Source organism: Moraxella osloensis (genome assembly GCF_001553955.1).
Classification (GTDB): Bacteria; Pseudomonadota; Gammaproteobacteria; order Pseudomonadales; family Moraxellaceae; genus Faucicola; species Faucicola osloensis.
In genome coordinates, this window is record NZ_CP014234.1 from 2,205,674 (window position 1) to 2,226,719 (window position 21,046).

The following is a 21,046-nucleotide window of genomic DNA, read 5'->3' on the forward strand; positions in this document are numbered from 1 at the left end:
GCGATACATAAAAAACCCTTGAAAAAACTGATTTTCAAGGGTTTACTGATTTTCAAGGATGTATAGAGATATTGGGTTTTAATGCTTGTTATGCCGATGTTTTGGCACTGCTCAACACGCGTCTTGCTAGTATCACGATAGCCAATATAAATGCCAATAACCCTAGCCATTGGGCAATATTGTCCCAATTAGCAAGTTTAAGCGCCAGCGGTGCATCTGAGCCGCCCGTCGTGACTGACGCAGCGATAATAAACGCCATAATAACGCCAATCAAGCTTTCGCCCACAATTAACCCTGCAGCAAATAACGTACCTTTGCGCTCTGCAAGCTTTAAGTTGCGCTCACGTTGCGCCGCTGCACTGTTTTTGGTGATATGGTTTTTAATCCACCATGCCAACACCGAGCCTATAAAAATCGGCATATTAATGGTAGGTGGCAAATAAATGCCCATACCCACTGCCAATACTGGCAAGCTGTATTTACCCGCTGAAGTTTTGCGTAATAAGGTATCAGCGACAATCAGTACCGCACCAATCAGCACACCGATAAGGATAAAGTCCCAGTTCAAATTATGCGCGAAAATCCCTTTGGCAATCGTGGTCATCAAGGTTGCTTGCGGTGCGCCCAAGGCTTGCGAGGCATCCATATCAGGGCGAGGCAATGCCCCAGTAAAGCCGTAAGCTTTGTACAGTAGTTCTAAAATAGGGGAGATTACCAATGCACCTACCACGACACCAATCATTAAGGCAATTTGCTGACGCCAAGGTGTGGCTTTTACCAAGTAACCCGTTTTTAAGTCTTGCAAATTATCATTTGAAATCGTCGCCACACATAATACCGCTGAACCACAGAACAACGCCAACGCGGTGACAAATTTGCCATCACCCGTGGTTAACAATTGCGGATAGGCATTACCAACGAGCAATAAAATGAGCGAAATCACCACAATTGAGATAATACCAATACCTGAAATTGGGCTAGACGACGATCCAACCAAGCCCGCCATATAACCACACGCTGCCGCTACCAAGAAACCAATGATAAAGGTGACCGCGGTACAAACCAACACCAGCAACCATGCCAAACCCGCTGGCAAGCTTGCATCCGCCACAAACTGATAGAAACTAACCGCCAATAACAACGTCATTACCACCGTCCAGCCGATCATAACCTTGGGCGATAAATCCTGCTCCATACGACTGAGGTTTGATGAATTGCCACCTTTGAGCGCCTGCATGGAAATTTTTAATCCCTCAATCATTGGCTTCATGAGCGTCAGTAGCGTCCAAATTGCGGCAACACCAATGGTACCTGCACCAATAAAACGGACGTTTTCCTTCCAGATTTTCATGGCAAATGCCGACATTTCTACGTCACTGGGCTGAGGCGTCATGCTCGTCAATATCGGCACCGCTGCACCCCAAGCAATAATGATACCCAGCAAAATAGCAATACCGCCCGCTACACCAACTAGATAGCCTGCGCCAAGTAGCGCCAAGGAAAACCCCATGGGTAATTGGGTAATCGCCGAGCCTGCTTTAAACCAGTAGCCTGCCGAATCTGCCAATACCCTAAGTCCACCGGTCAAAAACGCTACAATGCCTGATAACGCGCCACCAATCACAATATCCTTGGCGCCTGTTGAGGCATCTGACTGAGCGGGGGTATCATCTGATGTATCCTGTTCGCCTGCCCGCAAAATTTCAGCAGCGGCAACGCCTTCAGGGTACGGCAAATCACTGTTTACCACCATCGCATAGCGAAGTGGAATAGTAAAAATCACCCCCAAGATACCGCCAGCGATACATAAAATAGTGGTTTGCCAAAATGGAAACCCTGTCCAGTAACCGAGCATTAATAACGCTGGCAACACAAAGATAATGGACGATAAAGTACCTGCCGCAGAAGCTTGGGTTTGTACAATATTATTTTCAAGAATATTGCTATCTTTGGCAAATTTTAAAACTGCCATTGATATCACCGCCGCCGGAATGGACGAGGCAAACGTTAAACCGACTTTAAGTCCAAGATATACATTGGACGCGGTAAAGATAACAGTGATTAATGCCCCAAGAATAATGCCCCTTAGCGTCAATTCTTTGTGATTGGCATACATATCACCGATAGGCTGAACTTGCATGGGCAAATCTCCATGTAAAAGCAAAAGTTGATGGTGAGTAAAAAAAATCTTATGGATTATACTGCGTTTTATGGCTAAAACAATAACTTTTATCTAGCACCCTCACCCTCGAAACATCGAAACCCTACGGGTCTGAATATGGCTATCATTGTGCAGCAAACGTTGTTTGGCAAAGCACGCCAATAATAGTTGCGCCTCATGCATATAGATATAAGATATCTATGTGATTAGTAAAATAATAAGTCTTACCTACTAAGCAAAGAAAAATTAAGTAAAGTAAAGACAAGTAGTCAAGCATATCCTGCAGTGGCAGCCAGGGTTTATTTAGCAAGATAGATTAAAATTTCGCATCATCTACTATATAATTCTTGCTACACACTCAGCATGTTATATCTCAATGACAATCGATTAAAGTTGTATGAAGATTTGCTAATGGAAATTGAATGATTTTAAACCCCAGTAATACCCCGTTTTCAATTTGGTTGGCAGAAGGGCAGTCAAGCCAGCGTGAGATGCTACGTGCCATGCAAGCCATGAAATGCCAATATAACTTACCGATGACCATCGTGGCATCCCATCGACAACCACGACCAGAAATCTTAAACTGTGCCGACATAGCGTACCAAGAGCCATCCGAGCCAAGTGAGCGGGTTGGGTTTGTACTTGAACAGGCCAAAAAGCACAATAGTAAAGTGGTGCTCACAGGGCGCAATAGCCAAGATTACGAAGCCAGACGTCAAGACTTCAAAGCAGCCGGTATTCGGTTATTGACAGGCGCAACTGACACAGCCACGCTTGAATTAATGGATGATAAAGCCGCTTTTACAGCTTTTTGCCAGCAACATGACATCCCTGTGGCAAGTGGCTGGCAGTTTGCTAATACAGATGAATTAATGGCACTGCTAGCCTTGCATGGTGGGCAGCCGTTATGTGTAAAACCCGTTAAAGGCATATTTGCGCAAGGGTTTTGGCGACTCGATACCGCAGCGGTTGAGGCGTGGGATAGTTTTGAGCATTTATATTTCACCGATGCTAAAAAAATTCATCTTGCACAATTTTTACACGCCTATAACCATAGCCAAATGGTAACTGACAAACCCATTGCCATGCTATTGATGCCATATTTAGCAGGCAAAGAATATTCGATTGATGTGGTATGTGAGACAGGGGAAGTGTTAGCCGCAGTGACGCGCTATAAAGAAGGCAGTGAGCAGCATGTGGGCTATGACGAAGCAGTGATGGAACTTGTCAAGCGTCTGGTGGCAGCCCTAAAAGCCGATGGTATTGTGAGCATCCAAACCAAAGCTGATGAAAATGGGACGCACAAGGTACTGGAAATCAATAGCCGCCCGTCAGGTGGGATTGGTTATACCGATCACGCCTTTGACAACGGTACGATGAATTTAACCCAATTAGCTTTTGCCTATTGGTCAGGCTGTATTACCAAACCGCAGTTGGCAGCGGTACGTGATACTATCACGCCTTGCATCGTGCGTCCGCTGATGACCAGTGTCAAAATCGGCTAACGCAAAAGTAACAGGATAATAGACGCCATGACCGAGCAAAAAACCATTTCGTTATCGCGTGGCGAGCTTACTTTACGTTATCAAACCAGCGCTGATTATCAGCTTGATGATTTGTTGGGGTTTGCTGAGCGTATCAATCCCAAGCGCGCGTTTTTGTTTGTATCCAAAGTATTGGGGCGACATATTCCGGTATCTCCCGATAAGATGCGACAAGCTTTCACCCAGTTGGCAACTCTCATACCCGATGATTTGCCCGAGCCGATTGTGGTGATTGGCATGGCGGAGACCGCAGTCGGACTGTCGGCAGGGGTGCATCAAGTGCTGCAGGCGCGTTATCCACAAGCCATTTTGCTCAACTCGACGCGGCATGCACAGGCAGCAGCGCTGTTTGCCACGTTTAGCGAAGATCATAGTCATGCCAGCGTGCATTTGATTTACCAAAGTGATGACAGCACGCTACAAGCGAACGTTGAAAACGCCAAAACCTTGATTATGGTCGATGACGAAGCCTCCACAGGTAATACCTGCCAAAATGTGGTCAATGCCCTGCGTCAAGCAGGAATGAGTAAGCTTGAGCAAGTGCATTTGGCGACGCTAGTTGATTGGTCACTGAGCAAGAAACTGGGCAAGAAACTGGGCAAAACGGATAATAATATTTTTAATGACATCGCTTTTTTTCGCCACCATTTGCTGGCAGGAGATTGGACGTGGACAGATAGGGTGAATGCGCCCGCGGTTACCATGCCAAATGTGTCAACCACAGAGGCAGGCAGTCAGCCACTGCTGCCTACCGGCAATTGGGGTAGACAACCGACACGCGATAGTACATCAGGATTGGATTTTTTGCTGCAAGGTTTGCATCATACGCTTCGCCAAAGGCAATTGACCCTAGCGTCATTCGCCCATCAAAAAATCTTGGTACTGGGCAGTAATGAGTTTGTTTGGTTGCCGTTGCTGCTTGCCGAACGCTTGGCGCAGTATCAAGCGGATGTCAAATTTTCCGCCTTGACGCGCTCACCCATCGCCATCCATGCTGATAGCGCCGTGACTAGCGTCATCAAGTTCTTTGATCATTATGGCTTGGGCATGACCAATTTTGTTTACAACGTGACGCCTGAGGCGTGGGATTGGGTGCTGTTGTGCGTGGAAACCCCCCAAGATAGCGTGGATGAGATTTGGCAGCGCTTTGATAATGTCATGGTAATTTCACCAAGACCCAAAATCTGACACTTGGCAACCGAAGTCCGATATCTGAAGTCCGACAACCAAAACCCAATTAGCCACAAAATCGATAAAAGTTAAGTTTGATAAAAGTGAGTGTGAATGACCGATTTTTTTAAACCCGAAGCCCGTTTTTTTGAATCAAACGTCGCGCTAGTCAAGCCTTATGCGTTGATGGATTTGGATGATACCTTGTTTCAAACCCAGCGAAAAATTGCCGCTTGGCAATTGCCTATGGATGGGTTGGTGGCGGCGACCGTCGATAAGCAGAATGCGCCATTGAGCTTTTTGACCCCAAAGCAGCGCCATTTTTTTAATTGGTTATCCCAATCAACGGAGCTCATCCCCGTCACTGCAAGAGATACCACTGAGATTATGCGCGTGAAACTGCCGTTTGATAGTTGGCAAGTCTTGACCCATGGTGCGGTGATTATCGAGCCATCGGGGCAGCTTTGTGCGCGTTGGCAGCGGCTAATGGCAGGGCAATTGGTGGCGCTACAACCCAAACTGACCCAGCTTATGGCGCGATTGGCAGGGTTTGAAGCACTACGCATAACCCCACATTATGAACACTTTATAGTAGACGATAACGCGGCGGATTTGATGGTATATGTCGCCATCAAACATCAGCATAAAGACCACGATGCTTTGCTGCAGTTTGCGGCACAGCTGCCGAGCCTGCTAAATGAGGCGGCTGATTTGGGCGATGAGTTTTATATCCATGTTAATGCCAATAACTTGGCATTGTTGCCGCACGTCGTCAACAAACATCACGCGATGCGTTTTTTGCTCGATTATCATTTGGATAAAAACCGCCCTTGTTTTGGTTTTGGTGATAGCTTGGCAGATTTGCCGTTTTTACAATTATTGGACTGGTATGGCACGCCCAATCGAGGGCAACTACATGATGCTATCAGCCAAGGGTGCTTATAATCATGACAATTCAAGCGAATTTTTCGGGTAGTTATTTACCTTCTTATGTTACCTTGCTGCTCGATATCGTCAGTGCTGATAGCGTCAATGATATCAGCCCAACCCAAAAAGAAGCGTTAATCCAATCAGGTCAGCGCCATTATTCAGATATGCTGACGCTTGAAAAGCCGCCCAGCGCCACGCATGAAGCCTTGTACAATCAAGCATTGATGGCAGGCAAACAGCGCATGGCAAATGATGTCACAAGCCTTGCCTTTAGCTTACATCAGCTATTTCATGCTTGCGTGAGTGCCTCGCAGCCGCTGATATTGGTCAGTCTCGTGCGGGCAGGATTGCCGATTGGGGTATTGCTGCAAAAAGCGCTTAGTGATGCATCTGCCAGTTATACGTTAGCCAGTCAGCATTACGGGGTGAGTATCATCCGTGACCGCGGGCTTGACCCGGTTGCCTTGCAATATATTTTGCAGCAACATCCCCATAGCCCGATTGTGTTTGTCGATGGTTGGACGGGTAAAGGGGCTATCTATGGTGAATTGCAACGAAGTTTAGCCCAAATCACTGATAAGCGGCAACAAGCGCAACTGTTTCACCAAGGTGACGGGGTGATTCCACTGGTGACGTTGGCAGATCCTGCTGGGGTGGCTTGGCTATCGGCAAGTAATGATGATTGGCTGATGCCGGCAAGTTTGCTCAATAGCACTGTCTCTGGGCTGATATCGCGTACCCTGTATCGTGAGCCCAGTGATGGACTGCACCAAGCAGTGTATTATGACAAGTTACAGCCTTGGGACCGCAGTGGCGAGTTTATCCAAACCATTGATGGGTTGCGTCAGCAAATACCTTTACCAACGCCGCTAACGGGCAAGTTGTTGCCGACTTTTGCCACCCAGTCTGTGATAGATGACTTAGCGGCGCGCTTTGCCATCAACAATCGCAACCGTATCAAACCCACCATTGCTGAAGCGACCCGCGCGATATTACGGCGCGACCCTGAGTATGTATTGGTCAATGAGATGGCAGACGGACAAGATACGGCATTACTGCGTCATCTTTGTAAAGAAAAAAATATTCAATTAATTGAAGATGCCAGTATTGCACCCTACCAAGCTGTCACCATTATTAAGAACAGAAGCCAATGATAACCGCGTCTTTGCGCTCATCGATCTTGTTAACCGCCCATTTATCCTAACCGCTCTTTTACGCACATTGTACTTTTATGACACTATTACACCCTGTAAATCATTTTTTACCTGCGTCTGTTGCGCCGACTATCAATCCCTATCAGCTGGGTGCGACGCTTTATATGCCAGCCACGCGCCAAGATATTTGGCAAATTATTAGCCAGCAAAAATTGGCTGAGATTGACAGTATCGTGATTTGTTTGGAAGATGCGGTAAGTGAAAGTGAGATTCCTGCCGCGCTCGCAAATTTAAAGCAGCTGCTTGCAACATGGGCTCAGCACGCCCAGACGCATGGTGTTAACGATGAATCGTGTCCAATTTCACCGCGAGGCTCACGCCCGATGGTGTTTATCCGACCGCGTAACGCCTTGATGCTCAGCGAGCTTGCTAGTTGGCAGTCGATTGCTTTGGTAGATGGCTTTGTGTTACCAAAAATTGATATGCAAAGCCTTGCTGATTGGCGATTGGCTTGTCAGGCATTGCCATCGACACAGTTATTGATGCCGACCCTTGAGACTCGACTCATCTTTAACCCGATACACAACCAAGAACTGGCGCTAGCGTTTAGCGAAGGGTTTAGCCAGTCGATTTTGGCACTGCGTATTGGCGGCAATGATTTATTTGCCTCGCTGCGCTTGCGTCGTCCGTCTGATGTGACGATCTATCAAACCCCAGTCGGCATACTCATCTATCAGTTAATTGCGTGTTTCGTGCCGCAAGGTTTTTATTTGACCGCGCCCGTGTTTGAATATTTGGATAAACCTACCTTGTTTGCTGAAGAATTGCGGCAAGATGTCGCCTTGGGACTGGTGGGAAAAACCATCATTCACCCTGACCAAATTGCTGCAGTCAAACAAGCTTTTTATGTCAATGACATAGAGCGCAGTCAAGCCACCGCGATTCTTGCTACTGATGCCAAGGCGGTATTCAAGCAAGACAACAGTATGCTTGAGCCAGCCACGCATCGCGCGTGGGCGACCAGTGTGATGCTCCGTGCCAATGTCTAACAGACAATGTTTAAAAGCTAAGGTTTAACAGCCAGTGTCTAAAAGCCACTGTCTAACAGTTTGTCACATCAAAGTCAGATAACAAATCACTGACCGATAATTGAACAAATTTGCGCTATGATGACGGGTTAGCAGATAACAATAATTAATGATAACAATTTAACTGATAATCAGCATCATGGAAACCTATGCAAGCAAACACTCTCCCCAGTCAGTCAGTGACGGTTATTTTTCAAGGTGGTATCAACGTTCATCAGCTAGGGCAGGGCGGCGATGACGGCAGCGATTTCATAGCTAACGTCGCCAAAACCCGAGCAGCCTTGCCCCAGGCAACCATTGTATTATCGACTTGGGATACGCTTGCGTTGCCCACCGAGTTTGACAGCGCCGACAAATTAGGTATCGATCAGCTGATTTTAAACCCAGATCCTGGTGGTCTACCCAATATCAAATTTGGCTACGACGCCCCTAACAACGTCAATCGACAAATCATCTCCACGCAAGCGGGTTTAAGCCAAGTCAGCACCGAATATGCGCTCAAACTACGCACCGATAGCTACTTGCTCAATGACAATCTGCTGCAATTTTATCGCTATTATACCCAGCAAGTAACGGTACATTCCCAGACCCATTTATCCTCAAAAACTAAAGCAACCGACTATTCGCCGATTGTAGTGCCGTCGTTTTTTACCATCGACCCTAGCATGTTTGAGCATATGGCGTTTCATATCAGCGATTGGGCGCAGTTTGGCAAGACCGAGCGACTGCAGGCGTTTTGGTCGGCACCGCTGATGAGTCGTGACAATGCCACTTATTTTGAGTCGCATGCACAAGATATCGATGCCAAATTTGCGGACAATACCTTTCGCACCCGGTTGGCTGTCGAGCAGCATATTGCCACTCATTATGCCAATCAAATCGGCTACGCTGCCACGCCAAGCTATTACAATGAGCTCAACGAGCAGATTCTAGACGCGCATAAGGCATTTTTGGCGAGTGAAGTGATTGTGCTTGATATGACAGACTACGGGCTGCGGTTACCCAAATACGAGTGGACATTGACCGATGCTTTTATGGCGATGAACTGCATCAGCCATGATGACTGGTATCAGTTATTTTATCAATATTGGTATCCCAACCAAGTTGACGAAACCCGCTTGGCGCATGCAGATGAACGAGCGGTGATGAAAAGTATCGCTGCGGCAGAGTTTTATCAAACTAGCCCAGTTGATCAACAGCAGATTTTCTCCCGTCTTTATCCCTAAATCCGCTAAATAAAAAAGCTTACCCAACAGATGGTAAGCTTTTTTTTCAACAGTTAAACAATTAAACGCCAATTTTAAACATCAACCTTTAAACCGTGGGCTTTAAGCGCTTGGTACTCATCCGGCGTACCGCAAAAATCAATGTCGTCCTCCGTGATTTTGACATAGCCAACCCTGCCGCCTTGTGCGATTAATAAATTATACATCGGGGCGATATAATATTCATTGTTAACCGTCAACTGTTGGGCAATCGCTTGTTGAAACAACGATAGATACTGCTGCTTGGATTTAAAATAATACAAGCCATCACTGCAAAGATTAGAGATACGCTGTTTTTCGGTGGTTTTAATCACTCTGTCATCGTCATCGACGGCAATAAATGACCAATGGTCGCCTTCGCCTTCAAATACTTCTAAATAACCATCAACGGACTCTACCCAGTTAGGTTTTTCAAACCCATAGCGAAAGGTATCGATGTTAAAAATATAAATCGGCTCGTCGTCATCAATGCTAGGATTGCCGAGTCCCTGTTCAAGTCCCAGTCCAAGCGCTACTGTTTCAGCTTGCCCCGCTGTCTCGCCATCAAGCGTATGAATCATAAAATTGCGCACACCCAGGCGCGTTAATCGCTCAGCAACAAATTGCGGGGTGTCATACACATCGCGCACGATAAGCAAAAATAAATCGGTGCTAAAATAGCGCTCAAACGACTTGATTGCCAAATCAAATACAATGGTATCGGCAATCGACAATTGATACTTAGGCACCTCAAAACCCGCCTTAAAAAAACGACTGCTTAGCCCTGCCATTGGAATTACGAACATGTCACTGCCTCCATCACATACATTTTGTATAGACGATATGCATTGAGCAACATGGCGCGCTGGCGGTCAGGTCTATCTGCGTGCAAGGGTAGCATGGATAAAAACAATAACACCACCGCTGGCATGATAGATTCTGTGGTCATGTCATTGACCCAGGTGCCGGCAAAAAATTCTTGCTGGATTTGCTCCAAACGCTTATCAATGTCAAATCGTATATCGCTACCGCTAGGGCTGTCGATAATTTCATAACGCCCTGCGATGATAAAATCATACATACCAATCACAGAATGGGTGAGCTTGGCCAAATCATAGCTTGCGTTACCAAAAATACTAAAATTGCCATTAGAATCCGTGCCGCGTGGGTCAAAAACTTTTACCCGGCGACCGCGCATGTCATACATGATGTTGCTAAAACATAAATCGCCATGCATCACACTCACGGTGTTTGGCAGTGACAAGGCTTTGTGGATACAGTGCTGCGCAATCTCTAGCGTACTGCCAAGCATCGTTTCATCATATATCACAGGTTGGTTCAAATCGACATCGGCATCATCGGCATACGCATACAGCCGCTTTAAGGTTTTTTTATGGTATAAATCTTCGGCATACGATTTGGCAAACCCTGTTTCGATATGGCGATGGACGTCGGACTGATTGGCCATACTAAAAAATTCTTTTAATAGCTGAAAAATATGTTGCCAAAATTCAGTGGTATTTAAGCCATGCACATACAACTCATTGAGCGGTAATAACGGCAAAAACTCTAAGCTATAACTAAACTGTCCGTCCACTTGCTGATAATCAATCAACTGCGGGGTAAAACGTCTGAGTGGTGCAGGAATATGGGTGTACCAATAAATTTCTGCTTCAATTTTATTGTTGTCATCACTGCTTTTGGTGACAATGCCTTCACGAATCTGCAGTGAATTAAAGGCGCGTTCGGTGGTCATATTGGCACGGGCATGAATATAATGCACAAAATTACTGCAATCATAATACGGCTCAATGTTGACCGATTTCATTGGCATCGTCTGTTGGTACAAATAAATCGCCCGCACAAAATTTTTCTTACTAATCGCCAGCGCTTTAATCAACTCCAATCGTGAGGAAAAGGCAAAATACCCAATCCAATCGGTGGGACTTTCTTTCACTTTTTTGGTTTGTTGCCAATCGTATTGGCGCGTTTTATCCGACACGCCAATACAATCTGAGCAATCAACTAACTGGGGTAAAAATACATCCCCTTGGATAATACGAATATGCTGGTAAGATTTATCAATGGCTAGATTAAGCACATATAGAATCGTCTCAGCCAATGCCAAATTTTCAGCGATTGTCACCACTTCAATGGGTAGAGACTTAATCACTGCTTTTTCATTGAGGGTCAAAGTATAAGCTTCAGGTAGTGACAATAGAATTTTTTCATGGGGGAATTGTTGGCGTACCACATCGACTTGCAGCTGTAATAGTTTTTTATTACCGATGGGCAGCATGCAAGGTGGAATGCGCCCAATTTCTGCTTCAAATTCAGCATTGACATAGGAAGAGGCATTAATGAGTATCATGGCGTTAAATTACCTTAAAGGTCGTTATTGTTTTTATTTTTTATTAAGGTGTTAAATCAAGTAGCTGGCAAATCTCTGCATAGCTTAACTTGACCAATTCGTCGGGTCGAATAGCTTTGTCATCAACATAAAACCCTTCAAAGCCGCACCAAGGCTTACCCACATATAATTCATCATACGGGATATCATGTTGTGCCAGCCAATTGATGATAATTGGCAACGTGTTTTTATTAATAGCGCCAATATTGCCTTGATAGGTGCGCATATTGCGACTGGTATTGATGACAATGGTAAACCCTTGTCGATGGTATTCTTTAAGTTTTTCGACAACTTCGGTGATGGGTTGGGCATTGGCATAGTCGCCGTTTTGGGTGGTGCATAGGGTATCATCTAGGTCAAAGATTAGCCGCTTCATTGTTATTATGTTCCTAATATTGCAGTGATAGACTTAAACTAAAATTTTTTGTATTTTTAATAAAATCAAGTATTTGATTGTTATTTTAATTTCAATACCTTAAAACGAATCCCTACCAAATGATATTACTTATTCATTACTTATTGTAAATTTAGGTAAGAATGCGAGAAAAAAATCGATTATAGGGCTTAATCACAATGCTTAATATGGGTTAGACCGCTTTTAACCAATTAATCAATCGATGTTGACAATTTTTGAGAGTAGGTTACAGCACCAAAAATGCGGGAAAAGCGGGTAAGAGCCTAATGAATCTAAATGAAATAGGTTGTGATTTGATGAAAAATTGGCTTTTACTAATGATGGATTGATAGGCTAAAAGATTAAAAGGCGAAAAAGCTAAAAGAACAGTAAGCAAAAACACACAGCAAGGCGCGAAAAATTTATTTGATAGCGACGTAACTATGGACTTTGTACATACGACCCAGCGCGTTTTTCCAGCCACGGGCATTGGGCATAAAGGCTTGGCAATGATCTAAGTGATAGCCATAGCCTGCATTGCCATACGCCATCAAAAAACTGCCATCCAAAAAGCCTGACTGCCCTATAACAAAGCCGTTACCTTGATTAAATCGCGCTTCAGCACCGTTACCGAGCAAGGTAGCATTGATTGCGGTATAGCCGTGGCCTTGATTGTGGTTGGCATTGGCGTGGGTGATATCGATACTGGCGTGATGACGGGCAAAATAGCCACCGATCACGTTTTCATTGCCAAGACTGCGATTGGCTAAAATACGCCCGCCATTGTCGGCAAAATAGCCATAGCCATAATTGCGAAAGGCATTAGTACGTCGGTTGATGCTGTTGCAGCTTAGCATACCATTGTGCAGCGCCAAAAAGCCATGTTTGTTTTCGCTGGCACTGGTATCATGACACCACATCGAGCCATTGGTGAGTGCATAAAACCCTGCGATATGGTTGTGTGAAGAAACACTGTTGTCGGCATTGACAAAGCCGCTAGATTCCGCGCAAAATCCAAAACCCAACTCTTCATCCAAATGTGCACAGTGATACGCCTCGCATTGCTGGGCATCTATCGAGCCACCATACGCAAAAAACCCGACATCCCCCGCAAACTGTACAATCACCCCAGGCTCACAGCGGATACTTGAGCCAAAGCGGGCAGCAACCCCATAATAAAACTTATTGATACGAACCTTTGACCCCACGAGCACTTGGCTATTGTAATTGCACATGATACCGGCACCATAGCCTTCATCTTGCCACTGTCCATAGCCCAAAAACGCCTTCGTACCATTGATAGTCATGCCATCGATTTTAAAAATACCATTGCCCCGTTGCATCAAAAAGCCACAGCGGTTATGGGCATCATCGAAATGTAATTGCACCTTATCAGGATCGTCCAAATTGCCAATAATCTCTACCCGATCACTAAAAAAATCAATTTCAACTTGGCTTAAATAATACTCGCCATCGGCAATTTTGATTTGGATAAAGCCTTTATCACCCAAGTTATTTAATTGGCTTTTACAATAAGCCAAAGCCGCGTGAATAGTCGGGAAGGTTTGCGGCACGTCAATACGTTGCCAACGGTTGGATACTTTTTTAATCATAATAACAGCAAGCTAACAAGTGATATGGTACTCAAAATGAGTAGGTCGACCATACATCGCCAAAAAGCCTAGCGATAGTCAAAGCCATTGCAATTATCTAGGAAATAGCCGCTGTAATATGTTGGGTTTTCTTAGTGAATATGAAGTTTTTTATGACGTTTTAGGTTTTGCCAATTTTTTACTCAACGAATTTGCGACCCAGGCAGGACCAATCAACAAAAATTGTAAGTCTTCAAAAAATGACGGTTTTTTGCCTTCAATTTTGTGACCGACAAATTGCCCAATCCACGCTACCACAAATACGCCAAACCAAAACTTAAACCCAAATGGCAAGATAGCAATCGCTGCCAAGCAAAACAGCACAAACATGCCCATGGCAATAAATAATTGCGTAGACAGACGTAAATAAAACAACATGACCAAAGCAATCAATACCAACGTAAACGCCGCCTGCCATGACATTCCCATGCCTAAGATACTGGCAAAAATCGTGGGTACGCACAACCAATGAATTTTTTTATTGATAGGATGTTGGTGGCTCACAGCGTAGTCAGCCAGCCAGCTTTGTAGGGATTTTTTTGAATGAAGCAGGGTCACGCTTGCCATAATCTTCTTCCTTAAAGATAATAAACACAATGAAAAAAATTGCTGATAAAAAATGGGTGTGAATCCCATCAGTTACCACTGAATCGTATCACACCCTAGTCGTTTGTCAAATCAGCGAATTTACCCTGATAGGTGTTGATATCAGTGGCTTTTGATATCAGGGCTTTTGATACCAGTGACTATTACGCCAATCCTTTGGCTTTTTGCTCACTGCGATACCACTCATACAGACCCACAAACGCATTGATTTGGTACACCATGGTTTGAATGGCAAAAATATAATTTTGCGACATCAAGTTGACAATCAGCCAAACAAAATTCACCGCAATCCATAACCACCAGTTGAATGAATAGCGTAAAATCATCGTGGCTTGCGCTGTGATAGATAGCACAAATGCCAACACGTTAATCCAAAAAAAATCAATCACGCCCAAAAATTTACTGCCATCGTCGGCGACCACGCCATAACCCATCGACGCGAGCCAATTATTGACAGTTGGAAATAATGCCAAGCCAATCGCGATAAAGGCAATGGTTACCAACCAAACAATTTTATTGGCTGATTTGGGAATCATATTGCCATCGCCATCGGTGTTTTTTGACCAATAAAAAATGCCATATAAATGGGTGAAAAAGTTAAACAGCGGCGCGAGCATCAAACCCACCGCACCTGCAGTTCCCTGTACAATGGTTTCACCCGCCGTTGCCAACATACCAAAGCCATTACCTGCGATATTGCGGCGAAAACTCAGCGATACCACACACAATAGCCCGATAAAAGACACCCCCAAATAAAACCAGTCTAACGCTCGATGTTCTGTGGTCAACCAAAAGACTGTAGTCAATGCCACCACCCCAAAAAAGAACCATACCACCGTCCATTGTTGTGCCCATTCACCGGTAATTTTATCCAAAATTGCAATTCGCATTTCGCCTCCAACAGTCAATACAACCATGACAACATTTTTTTAATTAAGTTTCAAAAAATAAAACCAAAAATTTTTAGCATATTTACCAAGCATGTCTACTAAGTATGTCTAGAAAATTATTTTATGCCTCGATATCTTGATAGTGGTGAAAAACGTGTGCATCAATGAGTGCAATCGCATCTAAGAATCGCTGATGATAGTCTGGACTATCAATAAACAGCGGCGCAATATGATGACGGGCAAAGATTTGTTTTAAACGGTTTTCAAAACGCTCACGCTGGGACTCGCTGCCTAAAGAGCGCATCCCATCGGCAACCCAAGGGGTGTTATTGGCAAGCATCAGGGTGTAATCTAAGCGAAACTCATCGATACAGGCGGTCAAAAACGGGTGGGTACGCCCTTCGTATTCTTCACAGAATGCTTGCGTGGTCACAAAATCTGTATCCACCAAGGTGATCGGGGCAGGGGCAAAGCGTTTGGCGGCGCGTATCGCTTGTTCATGGTCAGTTGCCATGAGCGGATAGTCATCGTATTGCATACCAAGCTCAGTACCCCCCAAATCGGTTTGCACAAACAGCCGTCCCATCTCTAACCCATAGCTTGCACCATAATAGTTGGCTAATTTATGCAGTAGTGTGGTTTTACCTGAGCTTTCACCACCCACCAAAGCCACAGTTTTGGTGTAGTCACCTCGCGCTTGCGGGTGAATGGCTGACCAATACAGCGCGGGGTTATTGTGAATCTTGCGGCTATCAAAGCCGTGCTGGCGTGGCGTAGTCACTACAGGTAACTGTAAATCATAATCGACAAACGGATGGGTTTCATCCATAAACACCACGGGCATCACCGTTTCGCCTTTATTATTGGACACGCTCAACTTAGGGTATCGTTGTTGCAAATCCGCTAATACTGCATTGACTTTTTCAACGCTCAAATCTTGATAATTGTCTTCATACGAGGGGCTTACCAAATCAGGTAAAATCTCTATATGCACAAATGGCAAATCAGCAAATGCCATGGTCATCCAGCGCGCTTTGTCTTTCAAATCAATGAAAAAATTTGGATTGGGCGCGGGGTGAGCGGTAATAAAAATATATAAATCTTTGACTTGCCCAGACGCATGCAAAATCGTTCTTACATGCCCCAAATGCAGCGGCTCAAAATGCCCAATTATGATACCCACATCTTGCATCATGCTTTCCTCAACACTTCATCATGGTTTTTTAACTATCTTTTAGCGACTTGATTTTTTGATTACTTGGATACATATCCCTAGTAAGGATATCCTAGTAAGGCTATAAAAAAGTAACGCTATGATAATCGATTAGCTGCTATGAAGTTACAATCGTTTGTAACGCTAGTATCACAATTTGTAAGAATCAGTGCACACACTACCACACACGCTGTATAGCCGCAAAACTGCGCTCGTTATAATCATTCATGATAATAATGCGGTAGAAAAAGTTACTAAAAGAAACATCATTCTACGTTTTGTCACCCAACTACACCCTGCATTTGCTTATAATAAATCATAACCAAAACATAGCATTTTTAATCAATAATTTTAGCTGATGGCATTAAGTTTTAGCATTGAGTTTTAAAGGCGTCAAATTTTAAAGATGTTAGGTTTTAACTAAGCTATAAGTAGTTTTCTTTATTTTTAACAGGTAAAAATTGAATGGCAAATAAACTGGTAAAACTTCATCGCTCTCAGAATCATCGTATGATTGCAGGTGTGCTGGGAGGTATTGCAGAGTATCTAGGCTGGAATGTAACCTTGGTGCGTTTGTTGTTTGTGATTATCTCAACGGCAAGTGTCGCAGTGCCAGGCATTTTGATATATATCGTGTTATGGATTGTCATGCCAAATGCCACCCAAAATTCCTATCGTACGGTTTGATTGGTCTATAGGTTTCTTTGTATAACTGTTAATTTGTATAACTGTTAAATAGCAAGAAACACAGCCAAAAAAATTAAAAATATGATGAATAATAACAACTCGCTATAACAATAACTATAAACTTCTCCAATTTTCCTCCTGCCCAGATAATACATTATCTGGGTATTTTTTTAACCTAAACAAAGCCTTAAGGGAATACTTAAGGCTTTGTTTATATCAAAAATCTTGTATCAAAAATCTTGAAAAAATTGACTAAGGCACAAAACGTACAGGCTCGGCAATCACTTGCTGGGCGCGTTCAGCGACTTTATCAAAACGGTGGATACTGTTACCTTGATTGTCAACAGCGACGGTCACCGGCATATCTTCTACTTCAAACTCATAAATTGCTTCCATGCCTAGCTCTGGGAAGGCAAGCACTTTAGCGCCTTTGATAGCTTTTGATACCAGATAAGCGGCACCACCCACTGCAATGAGATAAATTGCGCCATGTTTGGCAATGACTTCACAGGTCGCAGGACTACGCTCGGATTTACCGATCATCCCAATCAAGCCTTGATGCAAGATTGTGTCGGTGAATTTATCCATACGCGTTGAGGTGGTGGGACCCGCAGGACCGACCACTTCATCGCCCACGGCATCGACAGGACCGACATAATAAATAAAGCGATTTTGTAAATCCACGGGTAGCGCTTCGCCATTGGCAAGCATATCGACCATGCGTTTATGCGCGGCATCACGACCCGTCAAGATTTTACCGCTAAGTAGTAAAGTATCACCGATGTTAAACTGACCTAAGGTTTCTTTGGTTAAGTCGTTAACATTGACTTTAATCACGTCATCGGAGCCAAAGGACACTTCTGGCCAATCGGATAGTGAAGGCACAGGCAAGGCTGCTTCACCTTGACCGTCTAGGGTAAAGTGAATATGACGAGTCGCCGCACAGTTTGGAATCATGGCAACGGCTTTACTTGCGGCATGGGTAGGAAAGTCTAGTACTTTCACATCTAGCACGGTAGTCAAGCCGCCAAGACCTTGAGCGCCAACGCCAAGCTGGTTCACTTTGTCATACATATTGAGACGTAAGCGCTCGACGCTATCAAGCTCGGCGCCGCTTTGGGCTTTGGCTTGTAACTCATGGATATCGATGTGTTCCATGAGTGAGCGCTTGGCAAGCATCATGGCTTTTTCTGGCGTGCCGCCGACACCAATACCTAAAATACCAGGTGGACACCAACCTGCCCCCATTTGGGGAACGGTTTTTAACACCCATTCTTCAATCGAGTCTGAGGGGTTTAGCATGGCAAATTTTGCTTTGTTTTCTGAACCGCCACCTTTTGCGGCACAAATCACATCAACTTTGTCACCCGGTACCACGCTCATGTGAACCACCGCTGGCGTGTTGTCTTTGGTATTTTGACGTTTGCCAATTGGGTCTACTAAGATGGATGCCCGTAGTGGGTTGTCTGGATTGTTGTAAGCACGGCGTACCCCTTCATTAACCATGTCTTCAACGCTCATCGCTGAGCCTTGCAAGTCCCATTGCACGTTCATACCGATATCAAGGAACACCACCGCACTACCAGTATCTTGGCAAATCGGACGATGACCCATCGCTGACATACGGCTATTGGTGAGGATTTGCCCCATGGCGTTTTTGGCAGATTGGTTGGTTTCTTTTTGCCATGCTTCATATACAGCATCAACGAAGTCTTTTGGGTGATAATAACTGATGTATTGAAAGGCGTTGGCGATAGAATTGATAAAGTCGTCTTTCTTGATGACGGTCATTGGCTAGTCCTTTTCACTGGCTAAATAGTGGCGCTATTATAGCATTGTCATTTGCTAGATTGGCAAACAAGATTGGCAAAAGGGCGCAGGAATAAGCGTTTTAAACGGTTAACCCCTAAAATTTTTATCCCATTAAAAAATTATTAACAGTTAATGGATGATACTTGGCAAGGTAGTATTTAACAATTGCATAAAATTGGTATGTAACCACCAGTAAATACCGATAAAGAGCACTGTTAAAATCATATAGCTAGAACGGACAATTTTGCCCGATAAGGCATGGGAAGAGGGTGGTGTTGATTGATGACTAGTAATGCCAGAAATTTCACTATTTGCTAAAGTATTGGGTTGCCAAGGCACGCCACCGGCTTTATGGGCGAATAGTTGCTGCTGGCGGATAGCGCGATACTGCATGACATACACCACTCCTAGCAAACCCCCAACAATCGCACCACCAACGTGACTGGCATTATCGATACCGCCCACCAAAAAACCATAGCCCAAATTAATCGCCATCACTATCAGTAACGAGCGAAAATTTAACGCAAAATTATTAAACGATGTTTTGGTTAGCGCTGTCACCAATAGCGCCATCCCAATGCCCATGATACCACCTGACGCACCGGCACTAATAATCGGCGGCTCACCTGCCATCACGCTATGCAAGCCCAAATAGTTATTGAGCAAATTGCCGCCAACACCTGATAACAAAAACAACGCTAAAAAATTGACAGCGCCAAACATCCGCTCAGCCACTTGTCCAAAATAATACAAAGCAAACATATTAAACAGCAAATGCATAAAACCAATATGCAAAAACAGGCTGGTCACCAATCGCCACGGGGCTTCACCCAGCGAAAAGGGTAAAAAATTGGCACCCCAAGCAATTAACGCTTGGTTGGTAGGATTGGTCGGATTGACGCCAAAAAATAGCTGTAATGCAAATACCCCAACACACATTACCACCAGCGCCAACGTGATAGGGTAGTGTTGTAAAGCTTGTTGGATTGGGGATTCAAATGCCATAGTGCGCCTTATATAAGCCAATTTAAGTGTAAACCAATTTAAGTGTAAACCAATTTAAGCCAAAAGTTCAAAAGAAAAACTCTGTAAAACTCATTATCATCAATTCACAAATCGCAATTATAGTATGAAATGGTAACAATGTTTTGCAAATCCGTCTGCTCAATCCAGAAAATGATAAGCTAAGCGGGAGGCATTTTCGCCAAATTTTTAGCATCATAAATACAAATCATAAATACAAATCATAGATACAAAAGGCTTTATGATAAAACGCCAACCCAAACCGATTGTCATCCTTATTCATGGTCTGCACATGCATGCCTGGGCGATGCGACCGCTTGCCAAAAAACTCAGTAAACTTGGCTACGAATGCCACAGATTTGGCTATTTTAGCGTCGCGCATAACCTTGCCAACCATAGCCGCCGTTTGCACCGCTGGCTGACCAAACATGAAAAAACAGGTGTGCCCATTTATTTGGTCGGTCATAGCCTGGGTGGGCTGGTCATTCGCGACTTTTTGCAGCGCTATCCACAGTGGCAGATTACGCGCTGTGTGACACTTGGGACGCCGCATAATGGCAGCATCAGTGCCAACAACATCGTCAAAATTCTGCCCAAATTCGTCGGTCGCTCGTATCTGCAGGGGCTTGATGGCAATGCGCCGGTACTCAACGATGAGGTACAGCTAGGTAGTATTGCTGGGGTTCGTTCGGTGGGGCTTGGCAAAGTGGTATTACCCCGTAACCGTGAGCTTGCCAAGCTTGAGCCGCATCTGCAGCCCAATGACGGCACGGTATTTGTGCATGAAACCCAGCTTGCCACTGCCAAAGACCATATCACCGTCAATGCGTCCCATACGGGACTCCTGATAAATGATGAAGTGGCGATACAAATCCATCATTTTTTGCAACAAGGACATTTTTTGCATCCAAAAAATTGTTGAGACAAAATAGCGTTAAAAAACTATTCATTCAACGTTTTTTTAAGAATTATCTTCGGGCAAAATGCTATAATCATCCAAAGTTTTTTAGGCGCTCTATTGAGCGATGATGTATTTAGCCCTAATCCATTGAGCGATGGTCAGGCAAA

18 protein-coding genes are annotated in these 21,046 nt (G+C 44.4%); 8 read left to right on the forward strand and 10 right to left on the reverse strand.

All coding sequences use genetic code 11. The annotated features are described in order from the left end of the window. Nucleotides 1-88: 88 nt before the first annotated feature. Nucleotides 89-2,140, reverse strand: a complete 2,052-nt coding sequence (locus AXE82_RS09735; RefSeq protein ID WP_082741462.1) for an OPT family oligopeptide transporter — start codon at nucleotides 2,138-2,140, stop codon at nucleotides 89-91. A 443-nt stretch (nucleotides 2,141-2,583) separates the two neighbouring features. Here AXE82_RS09735 and AXE82_RS09740 point away from each other — a divergent pair, with 443 nt between their 5' ends. The 6 genes from AXE82_RS09740 to AXE82_RS09765 all read left to right on the forward strand — a co-directional run bounded on the left by AXE82_RS09740 (nucleotide 2,584) and on the right by AXE82_RS09765 (nucleotide 9,273). Next, the gene (locus AXE82_RS09740) at nucleotides 2,584-3,666 is read left to right on the forward strand and encodes an ATP-grasp domain-containing protein (protein WP_062334173.1); all 1,083 of its coding nucleotides are present in this window, start codon (nucleotides 2,584-2,586) and stop codon (nucleotides 3,664-3,666) included. A gap of 27 nt (nucleotides 3,667-3,693) precedes the next feature. Then, on the forward strand, nucleotides 3,694-4,893 hold the full coding sequence (locus tag AXE82_RS09745) for a phosphoribosyltransferase domain-containing protein (RefSeq protein ID WP_062334177.1): 1,200 nt from the start codon (nucleotides 3,694-3,696) through the stop codon (nucleotides 4,891-4,893). A 96-nt stretch (nucleotides 4,894-4,989) separates the two neighbouring features. Then, the gene (locus AXE82_RS09750) at nucleotides 4,990-5,820 is read left to right on the forward strand and encodes an HAD family hydrolase (RefSeq protein ID WP_062334180.1); all 831 of its coding nucleotides are present in this window, start codon (nucleotides 4,990-4,992) and stop codon (nucleotides 5,818-5,820) included. 2 nt (nucleotides 5,821-5,822) lie between these two features. After that, nucleotides 5,823-6,959 (forward strand): cysteine protease StiP domain-containing protein, encoded by a 1,137-nt coding sequence (locus AXE82_RS09755; protein WP_062334184.1) that lies wholly within the window; start codon nucleotides 5,823-5,825, stop codon nucleotides 6,957-6,959. Nucleotides 6,960-7,036: 77 nt separating this feature from the next. After that, a complete protein-coding gene (locus tag AXE82_RS09760) occupies nucleotides 7,037-8,008 on the forward strand; it encodes an HpcH/HpaI aldolase/citrate lyase family protein (protein ID WP_062334187.1) in 972 nt (323 codons plus the stop codon). A gap of 188 nt (nucleotides 8,009-8,196) precedes the next feature. After that, nucleotides 8,197-9,273, forward strand: a complete 1,077-nt coding sequence (locus AXE82_RS09765; protein WP_062334190.1) for a WavE lipopolysaccharide synthesis family protein — start codon at nucleotides 8,197-8,199, stop codon at nucleotides 9,271-9,273. A 74-nt stretch (nucleotides 9,274-9,347) separates the two neighbouring features. Here AXE82_RS09765 and AXE82_RS09770 read toward each other — a convergent pair whose 3' ends face one another. The 7 genes from AXE82_RS09770 to nadR all read right to left on the reverse strand — a co-directional run bounded on the left by AXE82_RS09770 (nucleotide 9,348) and on the right by nadR (nucleotide 16,438). Beyond that, nucleotides 9,348-10,097, reverse strand: coding sequence for a glycosyltransferase family 2 protein (locus tag AXE82_RS09770; RefSeq protein ID WP_062334194.1), 750 nt, complete (start codon nucleotides 10,095-10,097; stop codon nucleotides 9,348-9,350). Further along, complete coding sequence (locus AXE82_RS09775) at nucleotides 10,088-11,662, reverse strand: aminoglycoside phosphotransferase family protein (RefSeq protein WP_062334197.1); 1,575 nt, start codon at nucleotides 11,660-11,662, stop codon at nucleotides 10,088-10,090. The genes AXE82_RS09770 and AXE82_RS09775 overlap by 10 nt, the downstream gene beginning before the upstream one ends. A 43-nt stretch (nucleotides 11,663-11,705) precedes the next feature. Then, a complete protein-coding gene (locus AXE82_RS09780) occupies nucleotides 11,706-12,077 on the reverse strand; it encodes an HAD-IIIC family phosphatase (protein ID WP_062334198.1) in 372 nt (123 codons plus the stop codon). 440 nt (nucleotides 12,078-12,517) lie between these two features. Beyond that, nucleotides 12,518-13,708 (reverse strand): hypothetical protein, encoded by a 1,191-nt coding sequence (locus AXE82_RS09785; protein WP_062334200.1) that lies wholly within the window; start codon nucleotides 13,706-13,708, stop codon nucleotides 12,518-12,520. A 150-nt stretch (nucleotides 13,709-13,858) separates the two neighbouring features. After that, on the reverse strand, nucleotides 13,859-14,314 hold the full coding sequence (locus AXE82_RS09790) for an Mpo1 family 2-hydroxy fatty acid dioxygenase (RefSeq protein ID WP_062334202.1): 456 nt from the start codon (nucleotides 14,312-14,314) through the stop codon (nucleotides 13,859-13,861). Nucleotides 14,315-14,496: 182 nt separating this feature from the next. After that, nucleotides 14,497-15,243 (reverse strand): nicotinamide riboside transporter PnuC, encoded by a 747-nt coding sequence (pnuC, locus tag AXE82_RS09795; protein ID WP_062334204.1) that lies wholly within the window; start codon nucleotides 15,241-15,243, stop codon nucleotides 14,497-14,499. 121 nt (nucleotides 15,244-15,364) lie between these two features. Continuing rightward, on the reverse strand, nucleotides 15,365-16,438 hold the full coding sequence (gene nadR / locus AXE82_RS09800; RefSeq protein WP_065252132.1) for a multifunctional transcriptional regulator/nicotinamide-nucleotide adenylyltransferase/ribosylnicotinamide kinase NadR: 1,074 nt from the start codon (nucleotides 16,436-16,438) through the stop codon (nucleotides 15,365-15,367). 483 nt (nucleotides 16,439-16,921) lie between these two features. Between nadR and AXE82_RS09805 the strand changes: the two genes are divergently transcribed. Continuing rightward, entirely contained in the window at nucleotides 16,922-17,143 is a 222-nt protein-coding gene (locus tag AXE82_RS09805; protein WP_060996353.1) for a PspC domain-containing protein, read from the forward strand. A 252-nt stretch (nucleotides 17,144-17,395) separates the two neighbouring features. On the opposite strand, the gene AXE82_RS09810 is transcribed toward AXE82_RS09805, so the two are convergent. Beyond that, nucleotides 17,396-18,934 carry a fumarate hydratase gene (locus AXE82_RS09810; protein ID WP_062334208.1) on the reverse strand — a complete coding sequence of 513 codons (1,539 nt, stop codon included), beginning with the start codon at nucleotides 18,932-18,934 and terminating at the stop codon, nucleotides 17,396-17,398. Between the two features lie 150 nt (nucleotides 18,935-19,084). Then, nucleotides 19,085-19,960: a rhomboid family intramembrane serine protease gene (locus tag AXE82_RS09815; RefSeq protein WP_062334209.1), complete on the reverse strand. Its 876-nt coding sequence runs from the start codon at nucleotides 19,958-19,960 to the stop codon at nucleotides 19,085-19,087. Nucleotides 19,961-20,219: 259 nt separating this feature from the next. Between AXE82_RS09815 and AXE82_RS09820 the strand changes: the two genes are divergently transcribed. After that, entirely contained in the window at nucleotides 20,220-20,900 is a 681-nt protein-coding gene (locus AXE82_RS09820; RefSeq protein WP_062334211.1) for an alpha/beta fold hydrolase, read from the forward strand. Nucleotides 20,901-21,046 lie beyond the last annotated feature (146 nt).